The sequence below is a fragment of the Agrococcus sediminis genome, from assembly GCF_007923295.1.
Classification (GTDB): Bacteria; Actinomycetota; Actinomycetes; order Actinomycetales; family Microbacteriaceae; genus Agrococcus; species Agrococcus sediminis.
Genome location: NZ_VOIR01000012.1, coordinates 367,379 through 384,683 on the forward strand (window position 1 = coordinate 367,379; position 17,305 = coordinate 384,683).

Genomic DNA, 17,305 nt, shown 5'->3' on the forward strand with positions numbered 1-17,305 from the left:
GACCGCGTCGGCTCAGGGCATGCCGGCTCAGGGCACGCGGTGCAGCCACTGCGCCGTGCCGAACTTGGCGCGGATACGCTCGTCGGCCTCGGCGAGCTCGGCGTCGGTGAGCGCGCCCTCGGTGCCGCCGTGGAGGCGGCGGAACGTGGCCTTCAGCGCCGCCTGCACCTCGGCCTTGCCCATGCCCGTCTGCGACTTCAGCGGATCGACGCGCTTCTTGGCGCTCGTCGTGCCCTTGTCGGAGAGCTTCTCTCGGCCGATGCGCAGCACCTCGGTCATTTTGTCGGCGTCGATGTCGTACGACATCGTCGCGTGGTGCAGCACGGCGCCGCCGGCGAGGCGCTTCTGCGCGGCGCCGCCGATCTTGCCCTTCGCCGACGTGATGTCGTTGAGCGGCGCGTAGAACGCGTCGATGCCGAGCCCCTTCAGCGCCTCGATGACCCACGCATCCAGGAAGGCGTAGGAGTCCTGGAAGCTCATGCCCTGCACGAGGTCGCCGGGCACGTAGAGCGAGTAGGTGATCGCGTTGTCGGGCTCGGAGAACATGGCGCCGCCGCCCGTGATGCGGCGGAGCACGGGGATGCCGTGGCGCTCGGCGTTCTCGGGGTCGACCTCGTTCTTGAAGGACTGGAACGAGCCGAGGTAGACGGCCGGGCCGGCGAGGTTCCAGAAGCGCAGCGTCGGCCCGCGGCGGCCGGCCCCGACCTCCTCGGTGAGCACCTCGTCGAGCGCGACGTGCACGATCGGCAGCCGCGGCTCGTCGTCGATGATCGTCCACTCGTAGTCGCTGAACGAGCTCGCGTGCTGCAGCGCCCGGCGGATCGCGACCCCCACCGACTCGGGGGTGAAGCCGAGCAGCACGGCGCCCTCGGGCAGGCCGGCCTTGATCGCCTCGCCGATCTCGACGGCGGTCGCGGTGACGGGCAGGCCGTTCACCGCGGCGTCGATCGCGCCGAGCGCGTCGTCGGGCTCGAGGAAGAAGTCGCCCGCGAGGCGGAAGCCGGCGATGCGGCCGTCCTGCTCCTCGAGGTCGACGACCACGAGCTTGCCGCCGGGGACCTTGTACTCGCCGTGCATGCGCTCCAGCCTAGGCGGCGGTCGGTCGGGCGCACGCCGTGCGGTCGTGGCCCGGCGCCCCCGCCGACCCGTTGCACCCCCTACGACCCGGTGCACCGGGTCGGTGGCGGTGGGAGGGGTCGGTGAAGCGGCGGGCGCACGCGCGGGAGTGCGGCACCCGGCCAGCCGGCGCCCGTCAGGCAGGCAGCAGGCGCGCGTCGAGCCAGGCGACGATGTCGTCGAGCACCTTCGCGCGGTTGATCTCGTTGAGGATCTCGTGCCGCGCGCCCGGGTAGACCGTGACGGTGACGTCGGTGAGGCCGCCGCGCGAGCGGTAGGCGTCGCCGAGCCGCCGCAGCGACTTGGGCCCGGCCATCGAGTCGTCGGAGCCGCCCGCGATGAGCATCGGGATGGGCGGGTCGATCCGCTTGGGGACGCCGTAGAGGCGCAGGCCGTCGGCGACGCCGAAGAGCGGCAGCACCTTCGCCGGGAACGTCAGCGGATCCTCGGCGAACGCCGCGACGACAGCCGGGTCGCGCGAGATCCACTCGTAGCCGGTGTCGCCCAGGTGGGCGTGGCGGGCGTTGAGGTCGCCCGGGTTCATCGAGCCGGGCATGCGGTAGGCGGTGCCGCTCAGGATCGCGGCGTCGACGAGGTCGCTGTAGCCGTTGAGCAGGATCTGCGTCGACAGCGAGCCCCACGAGTGGCCGAGCACGGCGACGGGCAGGCCCGGGTGCTCGGCCCGGATCTGCTTGAGCACGTGCACGAGGTCGCCGACGACCGCGCGCATCCCGCCCGGTCCGAGCCGCCCGAGCCGCTCGAGGTCGCCGCCGTGCTGCGTGACGCCGGTGGCGCCGTGACCGCGCTGGTCGATGGCCCACACCGCGTAGCCGGCCCGCGCGAGCCGCTGCGCGACGTGCTCGTAGCGCAGCGCGTGCTCGCCGAGGCCGTGCGCGATGAGCACGACCGCCTTCGGCCTGCCCGGCCGCCAGCGGTAGCGATGGATCGTCACGCCCTGGAGGTCGACGAACGTCGACTCCTCCCGGATCGCGGTGAACTGCGGCATGGTGCGGAGTCTACGACGGCGATCCCGGCGCCGCCCCTGCACCGCCCGCCGTCAGCCGAGCGCGCCCCGCACGACGATCGCGAGGGCGGGCCGGGGGTCGGATGCGTCGCCGCGGGCGATGCGGTGGAGGATGATGCCCTCGCTCGCGGCCATCAGCGCCTCGGCCGCGCGCTCGGGCTCAGGCGCGCCGAGATCGCGCAGCGCGCCCTCGACGACGGCGACGTACCCGGCGCGCGACGCGCTGATGCGCTCCCGCAGCCGCACGTCGTGGGCCGCCTCGAGGAAGAGCACGTGGCGGGCCGCGGTCGCGACGCGCAGGGGGCCCGTGACGAGCTCGATGAGCTGCGCCGACTGCTCGACGAGGTCGTCGGCGCTCTCGACGCGCATCGCGCGCAGCCCTAGCATCTCGGCCGCGACCAGCCCGTCCGAGGCGCCCTCCACGAGCGCCGCCCGAGTGCGGAAGTGGTTGGAGGTCGATCCCTCCGGCAGGCCGGCGCGCTCGTCGACGCGCCGGTGCGTGAGGCCTCGCGCCCCCTCGGTCCCGAGCAGCTCGATGGCCGCCGCGACGACCCGATCGCGCGTGGTGCTCATGGCTGGGCAGGTTACTACAGAGGTAGTGGCGTGCTCACTACGATCGTAGTAGCGTTCGGCCATGGAAGCCCAGACAGCGGCGCCCATGCCCGAGGTGGCAGGCGTCACGCACCGCCGGATCCGCGCCGGCGACCTCGACGTGCACGTGGCCGAGGCGGGACCGGCCGATGCCCCGCCCGTGCTCCTGCTGCACGGCTCGCCGCAGCACTGGTACGAGTGGCGGGGGGTCATCCCGCTGCTCGTGGCCGACCACCGCGTCATCGCGCCCGACCTGCGCGGCTGCGGGTGGACATCCGCCCCGGCCGGCGGCTACGACCTCGACACGCAGACGCGCGACGTGCTCGCGATGCTCGACGCCCTCGAGCTCGAGCGGCCGACGCTCGTCACGCACGACTACAGCGGCTTCATGGGCTGGCGCATCGCGTTCGACCACCCCGAGCGGCTGCGCGCGCTCGTCGCGCTCGGCTCGCCCCACCCGTGGAGCCGCCCCACCGCCGGCATGCTGCGGCAGGTGTGGCGGCTGTGGTTCCAGCCCGTGCTCGCGGCGCCCGGCGTCGGCCCGCTCGCCGTGCGCGGCGGCCGGCAGCGCGCCGTGTCCTTCATGCTCGACTGGCCCGAGCGCACCTTCGACGACGCCGACCGCAACCGGTACCTCGCCTTCTGGCGGCAGCCCGCGTCGGCGCACGCGCTCTCGGCCATCTACCGGCAGCTCGTGCTGCCCGGCATGGCCGCCATCGCGCGCGGGCCGTGGGACGGCCGGCACCTCGCCGTGCCGACGCGCATCGTGCTCGCCGGCAAGGATCCGATCCTCGACGAGGCCTCCCTGGGCCCTTGGCGCGGCACGGCCGACGACCTGCGGGTCTCGACGGCGGCGGGGGCCGGGCACTACATCGCCGACGACCGGCCGGATGCGGTGGCGGCGGTCGTGCGGGAGGTGACCGCCGCGGCTGCGGGGCGCGGGTGAGGGTCCGGGTGCGGGCTCACGCCGGCGCGAGCCGCCTCGCGAGGTGGCGGCCCGTGAGCGAGTCGCCCGGGTCGGCCGCGAGCGCCGCCGGCGTGCCCTCGAAGACGACCGCGCCGCCCTCCGCGCCCGCGCCCGGGCCCAGGTCGATGAGCCAGTCGGCGCGCGAGACGACGTCGAGGTTGTGCTCGATCACGATCACCGTGCGACCGGCGTCGACGATGCGGTCGAGCAGGCCGATGAGGTTGTCGACGTCGGCCATGTGCAGGCCGGTCGTCGGCTCGTCGAGCACGATGACCGCCGCGGTCGTGCCCATCTCGATCGCGAGCTTCAGCCGCTGCCGCTCGCCGCCCGAGAGCGTCGTGAGCGTCTGGCCGAGGCGGATGTAGCCGAGCCCCACGTCGACGAGGCGGCCGAGCATCGGCTGCACCTGCCGCTCGGTGAAGAACCGCCGCGCCTCCTCGACCGACATGTCGAGCACGTCGCCGATCGACGCGCCGCGCAGCTCGTACTCGAGCACCTCGGCCGTGAAGCGGCGGCCGCCGCACAGCTCGCACTCCGTGACGACGCCCGCCATGAAGGCGAGGTCGGAGGAGATGACCCCGAGGCCCTTGCACTCGGGGCACGCACCCGCGGAGTTGGCGCTGAACAGCGCCGGCTTCACGCCGTTGGCGGATGCGAAGGCCTTCCGGATGGGCTCGAGGATGCCCGTGTAGGTGGCCGGGTTCGATCGCCGCGAGCCCTTGATCGCCGCCTGGTCGACGAACGCGACGCCGTCGCGCGGCAGCGAGCCGTGGATGAGCGACGACTTGCCCGACCCCGCGACGCCCGTGACGGCCACGAGGACGCCGGTCGGCGCATCCACGTCGACGCCGCGCAGGTTGTGCTCGCGCGCGCCGCGGATCTCGAGCCGGCCGGAGGGCGTGCGCACCTCGGCGTTCAGCTGCTGCCGGTGCTCGAGGTGCTCGCCGGTGCGCGTGCCGGAGGCGCGCAGCTCGGCGAAGGTGCCCTCGAACACCACGGTGCCGCCGTGGATGCCGGCGCCGGGGCCGAGGTCGACGACCCGGTCGGCGATCGCCATCACCTCGGGCTTGTGCTCGACGACGAGCACGGTGTTGCCCTTGTCGCGCAGGCGCTGCAGCAGCCCGTTCATGCGCTCGACGTCGTGCGGGTGCAGGCCGGCGGTCGGCTCGTCGAAGACGTAGGTGACGTCGGTGAGCGCCGAGCCCATGTGGCGCACCATCTTGGTGCGCTGCGCCTCGCCGCCCGAGAGGCTGCCGGCGGGGCGGTCGAGCGAGAGGTAGCCGAGCCCGATCGCATCGAAGGTCTCGAGCAGGTCGACGAGCTTCGCCCGCAGCGGCGCGGTCGCGGCACCGCCCGCCTCGGGCGGGATCGCGGCGACGAACGGCGCGAGGTCGGTGAGCTGCATCGCGGTCGCCTCGGCGATCGTGACGCCCTGCACCCGCACCTCGCGCGCCGCCGCGTTGAGCCTCGTGCCGTCGCACTCGGGGCACGCCTCGAAGGTGGCGGCGCGCTCGACGATGCCGCGCAGCGTCGGCTTCATCGAGTCGACGTCCTTGACGAACACGCTCTTCGTGAGCTTGGGGATGAGGCCCTCGTAGGTCATGGCGAAGCCCGCGAAGTCGACCTTGCGCTCCTCGCCGTGCAGGAACAGCCGCAGCTCGTCGTCGGAGTAGTCGGCGATGCGCTTGTCGGGGTCGAGCAGGCCCGACTCGGCGTAGAGCTTCCAGTACCAGCCGCCGACGGCGTAGTTCGGGAAGTCGATCGCGCCCTCGTTGAGGCTCTTCGAGCGGTCGACGATCACGTCGACGTCGATCGTCGACACCCGTCCGAGCCCCTCGCACGCCGGGCACATGCCGCGCGGGTCGTTGAACGAGAAGAGCACCGACGACTCGAGCCGGGGCTCGCCCACCCGCGACCACAGGATGCGGAGCATCGTGTACGCATCCGTCGCCGTGCCCACGGTGGAGCGCGAGTTGGCGCCCATCTGCTCCTGCCCGACGAGGATCGCCGCCGTCAGGCCCTCGAGGCTGTCGGCGTCGGGCTGCGGCGCCGGCGGCATGAAGCCCTGCACGAACGCGTCGTACGTCTCGTCGATGAGGCGGCGCGACTCGGCCGCGATCGTGCCGAACACGAGGCTCGACTTGCCCGACCCCGAGACGCCGGTGAAGACCGTCAGCTGCCGCTTCGGGATGTCGACGTCGACGCCCTGCAGGTTGTTCTCGCGCGCGCCCCGCACGCTGATGTGCTCGACCACGCGTCGACCGTACCGTCGCCCGCCCGCGCGCGGCACTGCCGTACGATCCGGGAGGCGGCCCGCAGCCCCATCCCGCACCCGCACACCCGAACCGAGGAGCCGCATGCCCACCTGGCGCCGCCGCGACGAGAGCCGACTCGACGCATCCGACATCGTCCTGCCCGAGGAGCGCCTCGGCTGGGGCCGCACGATCGGCCTCGGCATGCAGCACGTCGTCGCGATGTTCGGCGCCACGTTCCTCGTGCCGATCATCACCGGCTTCCCGCCCTCGACGACGCTCCTCTTCTCGGGCATCGGCACGATCCTGTTCCTGCTCGTGACGGGCAACCGCCTGCCGAGCTACCTCGGCTCGTCGTTCGCGTTCCTCGCGCCGATCGGCGCCGCGACCGCGATCGGCGGGCAGGGCTTCGCGCTCGCCGGCATCGTGCTGGTCGGCGCGCTGCTCGCGCTCGTCGGCCTCATCGTGCACCTGGCCGGCACCCGCTGGATCGCCGCGCTCATGCCGCCGGTCGTCTCGGGCACGATCGTCGCGCTCATCGGCTTCAACCTCGCGCCCGCCGCGCGCGACAGCTTCCTCGCCGACCCGCTGCTGTCGGTCGTCACGCTCGGCGCCATCATCGTCACCGCGGTGCTCTTCCGCGGCCTGATCGGCCGGCTCGCGATCCTCGTCGGCGTGGTGGTCGGCTACGCCGTCGCCGCGGCCACGGGCGGCATCGACTGGTCGGGCGTCGAGGAGGCGGCGTGGATCGGGCTCCCCGAGTTCCAGATGCCGACCCTCGACCCCGCGCTGCTGCCGGCCTTGCTGCTGTTCGTGCCTGTCGTCCTGCCGCTCATCGCCGAGAACCTCGGCCACGTGAAGGGCGTCGGGCAGCTGCTCGACCGCGACCTCGACCCGCTCGCCGGCCGTGCGCTCATGGCCGACGGCGGCGCGACCGTGCTCGCGGGCCTCTTCGGCGGCTCGGCGACCACGACCTACGGCGAGAACATCGGCGTGATGAGCGCCACCCGCGTCTTCTCGACCGCCGCCTACTGGGTCGCGGCGATCGCGGCGATCCTGCTGGGCCTCTCGCCCAAGGTCGGCGCCGTGATTTTCGCCGTGCCCGCCGGCGTGCTCGGCGGCGTGACGACCGCGCTCTACGGCCTCATCGGCATCATCGGCGTGCGCATCTGGATCGAGAATCGCGTCGACTTCTCGATCCCGCGCAACCAGTTCGCCGCGGGCGTCGGCCTCATCGTCGCGATCGCCAACTACACGCTCACCGCCGGCGAGCTCGTCTTCGAGGGCATCGTGCTCGGCACGGTCGCGACGCTCGTGATCTACCACCTGATGGATGCGCTCGAGCGGCTGCGCGGACCGCGCGCGGCTGCGCGCGACGACCACGCGCCGCCCGCCGCCGCGCCCGCCGAGCCGGCGCCCGGCAAACGGTAGCGGCAACCGTCCCGGGCGGCGGACCCGATCCACCGAGGCACCGCCGCCCGTGCCACGCTTGCGCCATGACCGCATCCGGCGCGCTGCCCAGCCCGCGCCGCGTGCAGGGCACCTACTACGTGCTCGTGCTCGGCAACACGCTCGCCGCGTCGTTCATCTGGGGCATCAACACGCTGTTCCTGCTCGACGCGGGCCTGACGAACCTCGAGGCGTTCGCGGCCAACGCGTTCTACACGGTCGGCGTGCTCGTCTTCGAGATCCCCACCGGCGTCGTCGCCGACACGCTCGGCCGCCGCGCCTCCTACCTGCTCGGCACGGCGACGCTCGCCGCGACGACGACGCTCTACTGGCTCATGTGGCTCTGGCAGGCGCCCTTCTGGGCGTGGGCGGCGGTCTCGGTGCTGCTGGGCCTCGGCTTCACCTTCTTCACGGGCGCGGTCGACGCGTGGCTCGTCGACGCGCTCGAGGCGACCGGCTATCGCGGCAGCCTCGAGGCGGTGTTCGGCCGCTCGCTCGTCGTGAGCGGCGCCGCGATGCTGGCGGGCTCGGTGCTCGGCGGCGTCATCGCGCAGCTGACCGACCTCGGCGTGCCGTTCCTGGTGCGCGCCGGGGTGCTCGTGGTCATGCTCGCCGTCGCGGCGCTGCTCATGCACGACCTCGGCTTCGCGCCCGAGCGCGGCGCCGGCTCGGTGCGGGCGACGCGCGCCGTGCTGGTCGCCTCGTGGCGCCACGGGCTCGCGCGCGCACCGGTGCGGTGGCTGCTGCTCGCGAGCCCCTTCACGGCCGGCGTCGGCTTCTACGTCTTCTACGCCCTGCAGCCGCACCTGCTCGAGCTCTGGGGCGATCCCGAGGCCTACTCGATCGCGGGCCTCGCCGCCGCGCTGCTCTCGGGCGCGGCGATGCTCGGCGGCGCGATCGCACCGCTCGTGCGGCGCCTGTTCGCGCGGCGCACGAGCACGATCCTGCTCGCCGCCGCCACGAGCACGGCGGTGCTGCTCGCGCTCGGCCTCGTGCAGGACTTCTGGGTCGCGGTGGCGCTCGTCGCCGTCTGGGGCGTGATGACGGCGATCGACGACCCGGTGCACCGCGCCTACCTCAACGACATGATCCCGTCGAAGCAGCGGGCCACCGTGCTCTCGTTCGACTCGCTGCTCGGCTCGGCGGGCAGCTCGGCGTTCCAGCCGCTCCTCGGCCGCAGCGCCGACCTCGGCGGCTACGGCTTCTCGCTGCTGCTGAGCGGCGCGCTCTCGGCCGTGGCGGTGCCGTTCGTGCTGCTGAGCCGCGCGCAGCGCTCCCCCGCCGACGCCGCTGAGGGCGTCACCGACGAGGATCCAGGAACCCGATCTCCGTGAACGGCGGCTCGTCGACGGCGAGCTGGGCGGCGAGCTCGCCGAGCGCCGATGCGTGCTTGAACGAGTGCCCCGAGCAGCCGCCGGCGACGACCACCCGGTCCGACGCATCCGTCGGCCCGACGACGAACTGCCCGTCGGGCGTGTGGGCCATGATGCAGGTCGTCAGCTCGGCAGGCTCCGGCTCGAGATCGGGGAAGGTCGCGGCGACGAGGTCGCGGATGCCCTCGGTCTCGCCCGCGTGGATCTCGCGGTCGATCGCGTCGGGGTCGTCGGCCTCGAAGGGCCCGTCGAACTCGGGGCCGACCTTCGCGAGGTCGCCGGCGAGCGCGCCGTGGCCCCAGATCCACGCGTCGTGCCCCGGCACCGAGCGGATGAAGAGCGGGATGCGCTCGATCGACGCGTCGCCGCCCTCGCGCGCCCGGAACCAGCTCATGACGACGCGGTGGGGCGTGATCGCGAGGCCCGGCACGAGCTGCGGCAGCCAGGGCCCGGCCGCGACCACCGCCCGGCGCGCGCGCACGTCGCCGCCCGCGAGGTGCACGGTGACGCCGGATGCGTCGGGCTCGATCGCGAGCACGCGCTCGCCCGTGCGGATGGTGGCGCCCGCCGCGCGCGCCGCGTCGACGGCGGCGACGATCGCCGCCTCGGGCCGCAGCACCCCGGCCTCCGGGTCCCACAGGCCCACGTCGCCCGGATCGAGTCGGGCGTGGCCCGGGAGCCGGCGGGCGAGCTCGTCGGCGTCGAGCCGCTCGACCGGCAGGCCGTGCGCCGCGGCGGCGGCGAGCGTGCCCTCGATGATGCGCGAGCCCGGCTGGCCGATCATGATGCCGCCGGTCTCGAGCAGCAGCTGCTCGCCGCTCGCGGCCTCCAGCTCGCGCCAGAGCTCGCGCGCGCGGCGGGCGATGGGCACGAGCCCCGGGTGCTCGAGGCACGCGACGCGGAAGAGTCGCGTGCGGCCGTGCGAGCCGCCCCAGGGGTGGCCGGGCTCGTGCTGCTCGATGCCGACCACGTCGAGGCCGCGCGCCGCCAGGCGCCAGGCCGCGCTCGAGCCGATCGCGCCGAGGCCCACGACCGCGACGTCCGCCACGTGCTGGCCCACCGCATCCGCTCGCATCCCTCGACCCTAGTTCGGGACGACGCTCGGGGCGCGCCGTCGGCCAACCGGCTCCGCGCGGCTGCGGCCGGATAGTCCGGCCGGACACGCACGGAGCCGGTTGACGGACGGCGCTCGGGGCGCGTCGAGGCGCAGGGAATAGCCTGGGGTACGGCACCGTTGCACAAGTCGTTCAGTTTTGAAAGAATTGCCCGTGACGGAAGGACACCCCATGAGCAGCATGCAGTTCGGCATCTTCTCGGTCAGCGACATCACCGAGGACCCGACCACCGGTCGCACGCCCACCGAGCACGAGCGCATCCAGGGGTGGGTCGCGATGGCCCAGAAGGCCGAGGAGGTCGGCCTCGACGTCTTCGCCGCGGGCGAGCACCACAACCCGCCGTTCTTCTCCTCCTCCCCCACCACGACGCTCGGATACATCGCCGCGAAGACCGAGCGGCTCATCCTCTCGACCGCGACGACGCTCATCACGACGAACGACCCGGTGAAGATCGCCGAGGAATTCGCGATGCTGCAGCACCTGAGCGAGGGCCGCGTCGACCTGACGCTCGGCCGCGGGAACACCGGCCCCGTCTACCCGTGGTTCGGCAAGGACATCCGCGACGGCATCGAGCTCGCGATCGAGAACTACGCGCTGCTGCGCAAGCTCTGGCACGAGCCGGTCGTCAACTGGCAGGGCAAGCACCGCACGCCGCTCACGGGCTACACCTCGACGCCCGCCCCGCTCGACGGCGTCGCGCCGTTCGTGTGGCACGGCTCGATCCGCTCGCCGCAGATCGCCGAGCAGGCCGCGTACTACGGCGACGGCTTCTTCCACAACAACATCTTCTGGAACAAGGAGCACACCGAGCGCATGGTGCGCCTGTACCGCTCGCGCTTCGCGCACTACGGCCACGGCGAGCCCGAGCAGGCGATCGTCGGCCTCGGCGGCCAGGTGTTCATGAAGCCGACCGAGCGCGAGGCGAAGGAGCGGTTCCGGCCGTTCTTCGACGTCGCGCCGGTGTACGGCCACGGGCCCAGCCTCGAGGAGTTCACCGAGGCGACGCCGCTCACCGTCGGCACGCCCGAGCAGGTCATCGAGAAGACGCTCGCGTTCCGCGACTACGCCGGCGACTACCAGCGCCAGATGTTCCTCGTCGACCACGCCGGCCTGCCGCTCGAGGAGGTGCTCGAGCAGATCGAGATCCTCGGCACCGAGGTCGTGCCCGTGCTGCGCCGCGAGTTCGACAGCGTGCGCCAGGCGGGCGTGCCGGATGCGCCGACCCACGCCGCGCGCGTCGCCGCGGCCCGCGAGGCGGGCACGCAGCTCGGCGAGCAGGGCAGCGCCTGGCGCGAGCAGGGCGTGCGCGGCGACCTCGACACCGGCGCCGCGATCGCGCGGCAGGCCGGCGAGCCGGGCGGCCGCGGCAGCGAGGGGCGTGAGGTCGCATGACGAAGCCGCGCATCGCCGTCGTCTCGGCGGGTCTCGGGGAGCCGTCGAGCACGAAGCTGCTCGCCGACCGCCTGCGCGACGCGACGCTCAAGGCGCTCGCCGACCACGGCCAGCACTCGGAGGCGGTCGACGTGGTGCTGCGGCCGCTCGCGCAGGACATCGCGAGCCACATGCTCACCCACAACCCGTCCGAGGCGCTCGCCGCGGCGATCGCCGAGGTGGTCGACGCGGAGGCGATCATCGCCGTCACGCCGACCTTCAACATGTCGTACTCGGGGCTGTTCAAGTCGTTCTTCGACGTGATCGAGGAGGGCCAGCTCGCGTCGATCCCGACGGCGCTCGGCGCGACCGGCGGCTCGGCGCGCCACTCGATGGTGATGGACACCGCGATGCGGCCGATGTTCGCCTACCTCAAGGCGCAGGTCGTGCCGACGGGCGTCTTCGCCGCCTCGGAGGACTGGGGCTCCGACTCCGGCCTGGACCGGCGCATCGCCCGCGAGGGCCGCGAGCTCGCCGACCTCATGGTGGCGCTGCCGCGGCGCCGCGAGGCCGACCCGTTCGACGAGTCGGGCGAGGCGTTCGTCTCGTTCGAGCAGATGCTGGGGCACGCGTGACGAGCGGCCTCGCGCCGCGGGCGTGGCGCGGGTACTTCGAGGGCTCGCGCCTGCTCGAGAACGAGCTCGAGCGGCGCCTGAAGGAGTCGGCCGACATGGACCTCGGCGACTTCAACGTGCTGCTCGTGCTCTCGGAGGCCGAGCAAGGGCGGATGCGCATGGGCGACCTGGCACGCGCGCTCGCGTTCGCCCCGGGTCGGCTCACCTACCGCGTCGCGGCGCTCGAGAAGGCGGGCCTCGTCTCGCGCGAGCCCTGCCCCGCCGACCGGCGCGGCACGGATGCGGTGCTCACGGATGCGGGGCGCACCAGGCTGCGCAAGGCGCGGCCCGTGCACGCTCGGCACGTCGAGGAGCTGTTCCTCGGCGACCTCGACCGCGAGGCGCTCGAGGTGCTCGACCGGGTGTTCGGCCCGCTGCGGGCGCGGCTGCTCGACGGTCGGGCGAGCGACCCGGGCGACGCGCACGACTGACGCCGGGCGCCCGGCAGGCTGACGCGGCGGTGCGGATCCGCGCCGTCCTGTGGATGCGGACGGGCGCGTCCCAGCCCGGAACTGGAACGATGGAGCCGTGCTGGAGCAGCGGCTGCTGGAGAAGGCGATCGGCGTCGCCGGTCGCCTCATCGCCGTCGAGCCGTTCGGCGAGGGCAGCATCGCGCGCTTCACGGTCGACAGCGGCGAGCACGCGGGCGAGTGGTTCGTCGACAGCTCGAAGCAGGCCGTGCCCGTCGAGACGGGCTTCGTGATCCGCTCGCGCGACGGCGTCGTCGTCGCCCGCATCTGGAAGCATCCGCTCGACCCGCGCCTGCCCGCGCTGCGCACCGCGGTCGACCCCGAGCGCATCGCCCGCATCTCTGCCGCCGCCGACAGCAGCGGCCCCGTCGAGGCGAAGGTGCTCGCCTACCGGCCGGGCCGGCGCGCGGTCGTGCGACTCACGCAGCACGGCGTGCACCTGTTCGTGAAGGTCGTGCGGCCGGGCGAGGCCGAGGATCTCGCGGCGATCCACGAGGCGTGCCGCGCCGCGGGCGTGCCGGCGCCCGAGGTGGCGCACTGGAGCCCCGCTGGGGTCGTCGTCGTGCGCGACGCGACCGGCACGCCGGGGCCCGTCGCCGCGGCGCGGATGCCGGCGGGCGAGCTGCTCGACGCGGTCGACGCGCTGCGCGAGCGGCTGCTGACGGTCGAGACGCGGCGCATCGCGCGCGCGTCGGTCGGCTCGCGCGTCGACTGGCACGTCGACCGCATGGCCGGCGGGCTGCCGGGGCGCGCCTCCGACGCGCAGCGGCTGCTGCCCGCGCTGCTCGAGCACGTGCGGCGCGAGGGTCCGCCGCGGGTCGTCCACGGCGACCTGCACATCGGCCAGCTCTTCTTCGACGGCGGCGAGGTGTCGTCGGTGATCGACGTCGACACCGCGGGCCTCGGCGACCCGGCCGACGACAGCGCCGCCTTCATCGGCCACGCGACCGCGAGCGCCGCCCGCAACCAGGCGGCCGGGCGCGACGGCGACGCCGCGCAGCTGCGGGCCATCGCCGACGCGGCCGCCGACCGCTGGCTGCGCGACCCGCACACGACGGCGCTCACGGTGCTGCACCTGCTCGGCCACGGCATCCGTGCCGCCGAGCGCGCCCCGGGCGCCGCCGAGCTGCTGCTCGACCGGGCGCTCGAGCTCGCGCGGGTCGCCGCGCGCTGAGCGGGGCGACGCCGAGCGGCTAGACCAGCCGGTAGCCCATGCCGCGCACCGTCTCGATGCGGTCGGCGCCGAGCTTGTTGCGCAGGTAGCGCACGTACACGTCGACGACGTTGGAGCCCGGGTCGAAGTCGTAGCCCCAGACGCGGCTGAGCAGCTGCTCGCGCGAGAGCACCTGGCCGGCGTTGCGCACGAGCTCCTCCGCGAGCGCGAACTCGCGCCCCGACAGGTCGACCTCGCGCCCGTCGACCCTGGCCCGGCGCGTGCGGATGTCGAGCTCGAGCCCCTGGTGCGCGAGCGCGGCCGCGGCGTGGGCGGCCGAGCCGTTGGAGGCCATCCGCAGCCGCACGCGCGCGAGCAGCTCGTCGAAGCGGAAGGGCTTGGGCATGTAGTCGTCGGCGCCGCCCTCGAGCCCCGCGACGGTGTCGGCGCCGCCGGCGCGCGCGGTGAGGATGATGACCGGCATCGTCGAGCCCGAGCCGCGCAGCTGCGAGAGCACCTCGAAGCCGTCCATGCCGGGCAGCCCGATGTCGAGCACGAGCAGGTCGAACTCGTCGGTGAGGGCGAGGTCGAGCGCCTCCGGGCCCGTCGGGGCGACGCGCGTCGAGTAGCCGGCGGCGGTGAGCCCCTTCTCGACGAACGCGGCGATGCGCGCCTCGTCCTCGGCGATCAGGATCGATGCCATGGCTGCTCCTCGGGAATCGCGCGGCTCGCGGCGGGGTCGGCGGGCGGATGCGACGGGGCACCCGGGCGGGCGGCCCCGGTCGGCGCCACGGGGGTCGGATGCGCTGCGGCACCTGGGCGAGCCGGGTGCGGCGCGACGGGCGGGGGCGCGACGGGCGGGGGCGCGACGGGCGCCGCGGCGGCGCCCTGCGCCGGCGGCGCGACGACCGCGCCCGGCAGCGTGAGGACGAACTCGGAGCCGGCGCCCGCATCCGCCACCCACGCCCTGCCGCCGTGCCGCTCGGCGATGAGCGCGACGATCGCGAGCCCGAGGCCGGAGCCGTCGTCGCCGCGGCCCTCGGCGACCCCGCGGCGGAACCGCTCGAAGATGACGGCCTTCAGCTCGTCGGGCACGCCCGGCCCGCGGTCGCGCACGAAGAGCTCGACGTCGCGGCCGCGCTGCCGCGAGCCGATCGCGATCGGGCCCTGCGCATGCCGGGCGGCGTTGGCCACGAGCTGCAGCATCGCCTGCGTGATGCGGCCCGGGTCGAGCCGGGCGAGCACGGGCGCGGACTCGACGCGCTCCTCGAGCGCCGCGCCCTCGACGCCGCGGGCCTTCATCGCGATCTGCTCGGTGAGCGCGGCCAGGTCGGTCTCGCGGATCGCGAAGGCGTCGGCGTCGCGCAGCCGCGCGGCCGCGCGCAGGTCGTCGACGAGCCGCGCCATGCGGTCGAGCTCGTCGATGACGAGCGCGCGCGTCTCGGCGACCTCGGCCGGGTCGTGCTCGTCGACGAGCTCGAGGTGGCCGCGCACGATCGTGATGGGGGTCTTCAGCTCGTGGCCCACGTCGCGCAGCAGGTCGCGCTGGCTGTCGAGCGCGCCGCCCAGCCGATCGAGCATGCCGTTCACGGTGACCGCGAGCTGCGAGACGTCGTCGCGGCTGTCGCCGACGGGGATGCGCTCCGTCAGGCTCGCCTCGGAGGAGCGCTCGGCGACCTCGCGCATGCGGCGGATGGGCCGCAGCAGCCGGCCGGAGACGAGCAGGCCGATGACGAAGGTCGCCGCGGTCGCGAGCAGGGCCGTGAGCGAGAACACCCGGGCGGCCTCGTCGAGCTCGGCCAGCTCGGCGGCGACGTCGTAGCCCGTGACGAACACCGCGCTCGGCGGCTCGCCCGCGGCCGGCTCGCCGATGATGACGGGCGCCGAGAGGTAGCGCACGGTGCGGCCGTCCTGCGCGTAGGTGCCCATCACGATCTCGCCGCCGGCCGTCTCGGCGACGATGCGCTCGACGAAGCCCGGCAGCGCCTCGAGCTGCACGTCGGTCTGCACGCCCGGCTTCCACGCGGCGCTGCCGTCGACGATGCCGAGCGTGCCCGTGTTGTCGTCGGGCGCCAGGCGCTGCACGATCGCCTGCAGCGCCTGGTCGGCCGACTCCCACTCCTGCTGCGCGACCGTGAAGCCGCCCGCGTCGAGCGCCGCCTCGAGGTTGCGGTCGATCTGCTCGAGCACGCGGCTGCGCTCGACGACGTACGCGACGCCGCCGGCGACGAAGACCGTCACGAGCGACAGCAGCGTGAGCAGCCCGACGATGCGCGAGCGCACCGTCCAGGTGCGCAGGCTCGGTCGGGCTCCGGCGGGCATGCCCCCATTCAACCGCGCGGGCCTCGGCATGGGCGCCTGCGTGAGAGAAGCCTCACGCGGGCCCCGACGGGCTCGCGGATCTGGTGAGATCGGAGCGTGGAGAGCGATCGGTCGACGGCGCGCGCGAGCGCCGAGGAGCAGCTGCTGCGCGACGCGCTCGGCGACGAGCTGCAGGGACGCCTCCGCGTGCTGAGTCGCGAGCCCTTCGGCGCGGGGTCGCTCACGGGCTTCGAGGAGCTGCGCGACGAGGTGGGCGCCGGCGACGGCGCCGCGGGCTCCCCCGCCACCCGCTACTGGTACGTCGACACCTCCGGCCGCCGCGTCGAGGCCGAGACCGGCCTCGTGCTCGGCGACCCCGAGCATCCCGAGGCCCGCATCTGGCTGCACCCGGCCGACCCGCGCCTGCCCGCGCTCGCCCCCGCGTCGTTCCCCGAGGCGGCGGCGACCCTCATGGGCCGGCTCGGCGTCTCGATCGACCGGCGGCCCGAGCTGCTGGTCTACCGACCCGGCAAGCGGGCGATGTTCCGGATGCGCGCGGGCGACCGGGAGACGTACCTCAAGATCGTGCGCCCCGAGTCGTCGGCCTCGATCGTGCGGCTGCAGGAGGCGCTGCGCGCGGGCGGCGTGCCCGTGCCGCACATCACCGGATGGTCGGAGCTCGGCATCGTGCTCACCGAGACCGCGGCGGGCGTGCCGCTCACATCGCGGCTGCACGAGCTCGACCCGGAGCGGCTGCTCGACTCGATCGATGCCCTGCGCGAGCGGATGGGCGCGGTCGACGTGGGGCCCGACGCGCGGCACTCGCTCGCCCTGCGGCAGGACTGGTACCTGACCCGGCTGCGGGCCGCGCTCGCGCGCTGCGCCGACGGGCGCGGCGCAGAGGCGGGCGACGCGCTCGTGCTCGTCGCGGCGCTCGAGGCGCGCCTGGCCGAGCCCGACGCATCCGCCCTCGCCGTGCCCGACGACGCCCGGCGCACCGTGCACGGCGACCTGCACGTGGGGCAGCTCTTCGTCGACGGGGCCGACGCGAGCGCCGTCTCGGGGCTCATCGACATCGACACGGCGGGACTCGGGGACCCGGCCGACGACGAGGCGGCGTTCCTCGGGCACCTGGTGGCGTCGATCGCGCTCGCCCGCGCCGACGCCGGGCGCGCGGCGGGCTTCCGCCGGCTGCTCGACGCGGCCGCGGCGCGCTGGCTCGCCGACGGCCGCGCCGGCGCCGCGCGCGTGGCGCACCGCACCGCCGTGCACGTGCTCGCCCACGCGCTCGGGCCCGCCGAGCGCGGCGACCTCGACACCGCCCGCGCGCAGCTCGACCTCGGCGTGCGGCTCCTCGAGCCCGATGCCGATGCCGCTGCCCTGGGGTGATCATGAGAGAGCTCTCATGCGCGCCTCGGCGGCACCTCACCCGCGGCGGGGATGCTTGAG

At 74.4% G+C, this 17,305-nt stretch carries 15 protein-coding genes; 8 read left to right on the top strand and 7 right to left on the bottom strand.

Features of this window, described 5'->3' with window-relative positions:
* Positions 1-27 precede the first annotated feature (27 nt).
* From FQ330_RS05450 to FQ330_RS05460, 3 genes are all read right to left on the bottom strand, one after another.
* Positions 28-1,077: a lipoate--protein ligase family protein gene (locus FQ330_RS05450; protein ID WP_146355823.1), complete on the bottom strand. Its 1,050-nt coding sequence runs from the start codon at positions 1,075-1,077 to the stop codon at positions 28-30.
* A gap of 175 nt (positions 1,078-1,252) precedes the next feature.
* Positions 1,253-2,122: an alpha/beta hydrolase gene (locus FQ330_RS05455; protein WP_146355825.1), complete on the bottom strand. Its 870-nt coding sequence runs from the start codon at positions 2,120-2,122 to the stop codon at positions 1,253-1,255.
* A 51-nt stretch (positions 2,123-2,173) separates the two neighbouring features.
* Entirely contained in the window at positions 2,174-2,713 is a 540-nt protein-coding gene (locus FQ330_RS05460) for a TetR/AcrR family transcriptional regulator (protein WP_146355827.1), read from the bottom strand.
* A 61-nt stretch (positions 2,714-2,774) separates the two neighbouring features.
* On the opposite strand from FQ330_RS05460, the gene FQ330_RS05465 reads away from it, so the two are divergent.
* Positions 2,775-3,677, top strand: a complete 903-nt coding sequence (locus FQ330_RS05465) for an alpha/beta fold hydrolase (RefSeq protein WP_146355829.1) — start codon at positions 2,775-2,777, stop codon at positions 3,675-3,677.
* Between the two features lie 16 nt (positions 3,678-3,693).
* Here FQ330_RS05465 and FQ330_RS05470 read toward each other — a convergent pair whose 3' ends face one another.
* Positions 3,694-6,057 carry an ATP-binding cassette domain-containing protein gene (locus FQ330_RS05470; RefSeq protein ID WP_146355831.1) on the bottom strand — a complete coding sequence of 788 codons (2,364 nt, stop codon included), beginning with the start codon at positions 6,055-6,057 and terminating at the stop codon, positions 3,694-3,696.
* On the opposite strand from FQ330_RS05470, the gene FQ330_RS05475 reads away from it, so the two are divergent.
* Together FQ330_RS05475 and FQ330_RS05480 are read left to right on the top strand one after the other, a co-directional pair.
* Positions 6,056-7,381: a uracil-xanthine permease family protein gene (locus tag FQ330_RS05475; RefSeq protein WP_146355833.1), complete on the top strand. Its 1,326-nt coding sequence runs from the start codon at positions 6,056-6,058 to the stop codon at positions 7,379-7,381. The genes FQ330_RS05470 and FQ330_RS05475 overlap by 2 nt on opposite strands.
* Positions 7,382-7,446: 65 nt before the next feature.
* Positions 7,447-8,733, top strand: coding sequence for an MFS transporter (locus FQ330_RS05480; RefSeq protein ID WP_146355835.1), 1,287 nt, complete (start codon positions 7,447-7,449; stop codon positions 8,731-8,733).
* Here FQ330_RS05480 and solA read toward each other — a convergent pair.
* Complete coding sequence (solA, locus tag FQ330_RS05485; protein ID WP_146355837.1) at positions 8,699-9,847, bottom strand: N-methyl-L-tryptophan oxidase; 1,149 nt, start codon at positions 9,845-9,847, stop codon at positions 8,699-8,701. The two genes, FQ330_RS05480 and solA, sit on opposite strands and share 35 nt — an antisense overlap.
* 220 nt (positions 9,848-10,067) lie before the next feature.
* Between solA and FQ330_RS05490 the strand changes: the two genes are divergently transcribed.
* From FQ330_RS05490 to FQ330_RS05505, 4 genes are all read left to right on the top strand, one after another.
* Positions 10,068-11,279 carry an LLM class flavin-dependent oxidoreductase gene (locus FQ330_RS05490; protein WP_146355977.1) on the top strand — a complete coding sequence of 404 codons (1,212 nt, stop codon included), beginning with the start codon at positions 10,068-10,070 and terminating at the stop codon, positions 11,277-11,279.
* A complete protein-coding gene (locus tag FQ330_RS05495) occupies positions 11,276-11,893 on the top strand; it encodes a CE1759 family FMN reductase (RefSeq protein ID WP_146355840.1) in 618 nt (205 codons plus the stop codon). The genes FQ330_RS05490 and FQ330_RS05495 overlap by 4 nt, the downstream gene beginning before the upstream one ends.
* Positions 11,890-12,363 carry a MarR family winged helix-turn-helix transcriptional regulator gene (locus FQ330_RS05500; RefSeq protein WP_225792700.1) on the top strand — a complete coding sequence of 158 codons (474 nt, stop codon included), beginning with the start codon at positions 11,890-11,892 and terminating at the stop codon, positions 12,361-12,363. Before FQ330_RS05495 ends, FQ330_RS05500 begins: the two co-directional genes overlap by 4 nt.
* 97 nt (positions 12,364-12,460) lie before the next feature.
* A complete protein-coding gene (locus tag FQ330_RS05505) occupies positions 12,461-13,576 on the top strand; it encodes a phosphotransferase (protein ID WP_146355842.1) in 1,116 nt (371 codons plus the stop codon).
* A gap of 19 nt (positions 13,577-13,595) precedes the next feature.
* Here the strand turns inward: FQ330_RS05505 and FQ330_RS05510 are convergent, their stop codons facing one another.
* Together FQ330_RS05510 and FQ330_RS05515 are read right to left on the bottom strand one after the other, a co-directional pair.
* Positions 13,596-14,258, bottom strand: coding sequence for a response regulator transcription factor (locus tag FQ330_RS05510; protein ID WP_146355844.1), 663 nt, complete (start codon positions 14,256-14,258; stop codon positions 13,596-13,598).
* On the bottom strand, positions 14,243-15,877 hold the full coding sequence (locus tag FQ330_RS05515; RefSeq protein ID WP_146355846.1) for a sensor histidine kinase: 1,635 nt from the start codon (positions 15,875-15,877) through the stop codon (positions 14,243-14,245). Before FQ330_RS05515 ends, FQ330_RS05510 begins: the two co-directional genes overlap by 16 nt.
* Before the next feature lie 96 nt (positions 15,878-15,973).
* Here FQ330_RS05515 and FQ330_RS05520 point away from each other — a divergent pair, with 96 nt between their 5' ends.
* Positions 15,974-17,245 carry a phosphotransferase family protein gene (locus FQ330_RS05520; RefSeq protein WP_146355848.1) on the top strand — a complete coding sequence of 424 codons (1,272 nt, stop codon included), beginning with the start codon at positions 15,974-15,976 and terminating at the stop codon, positions 17,243-17,245.
* Positions 17,246-17,305: the final 60 nt, after the last annotated feature.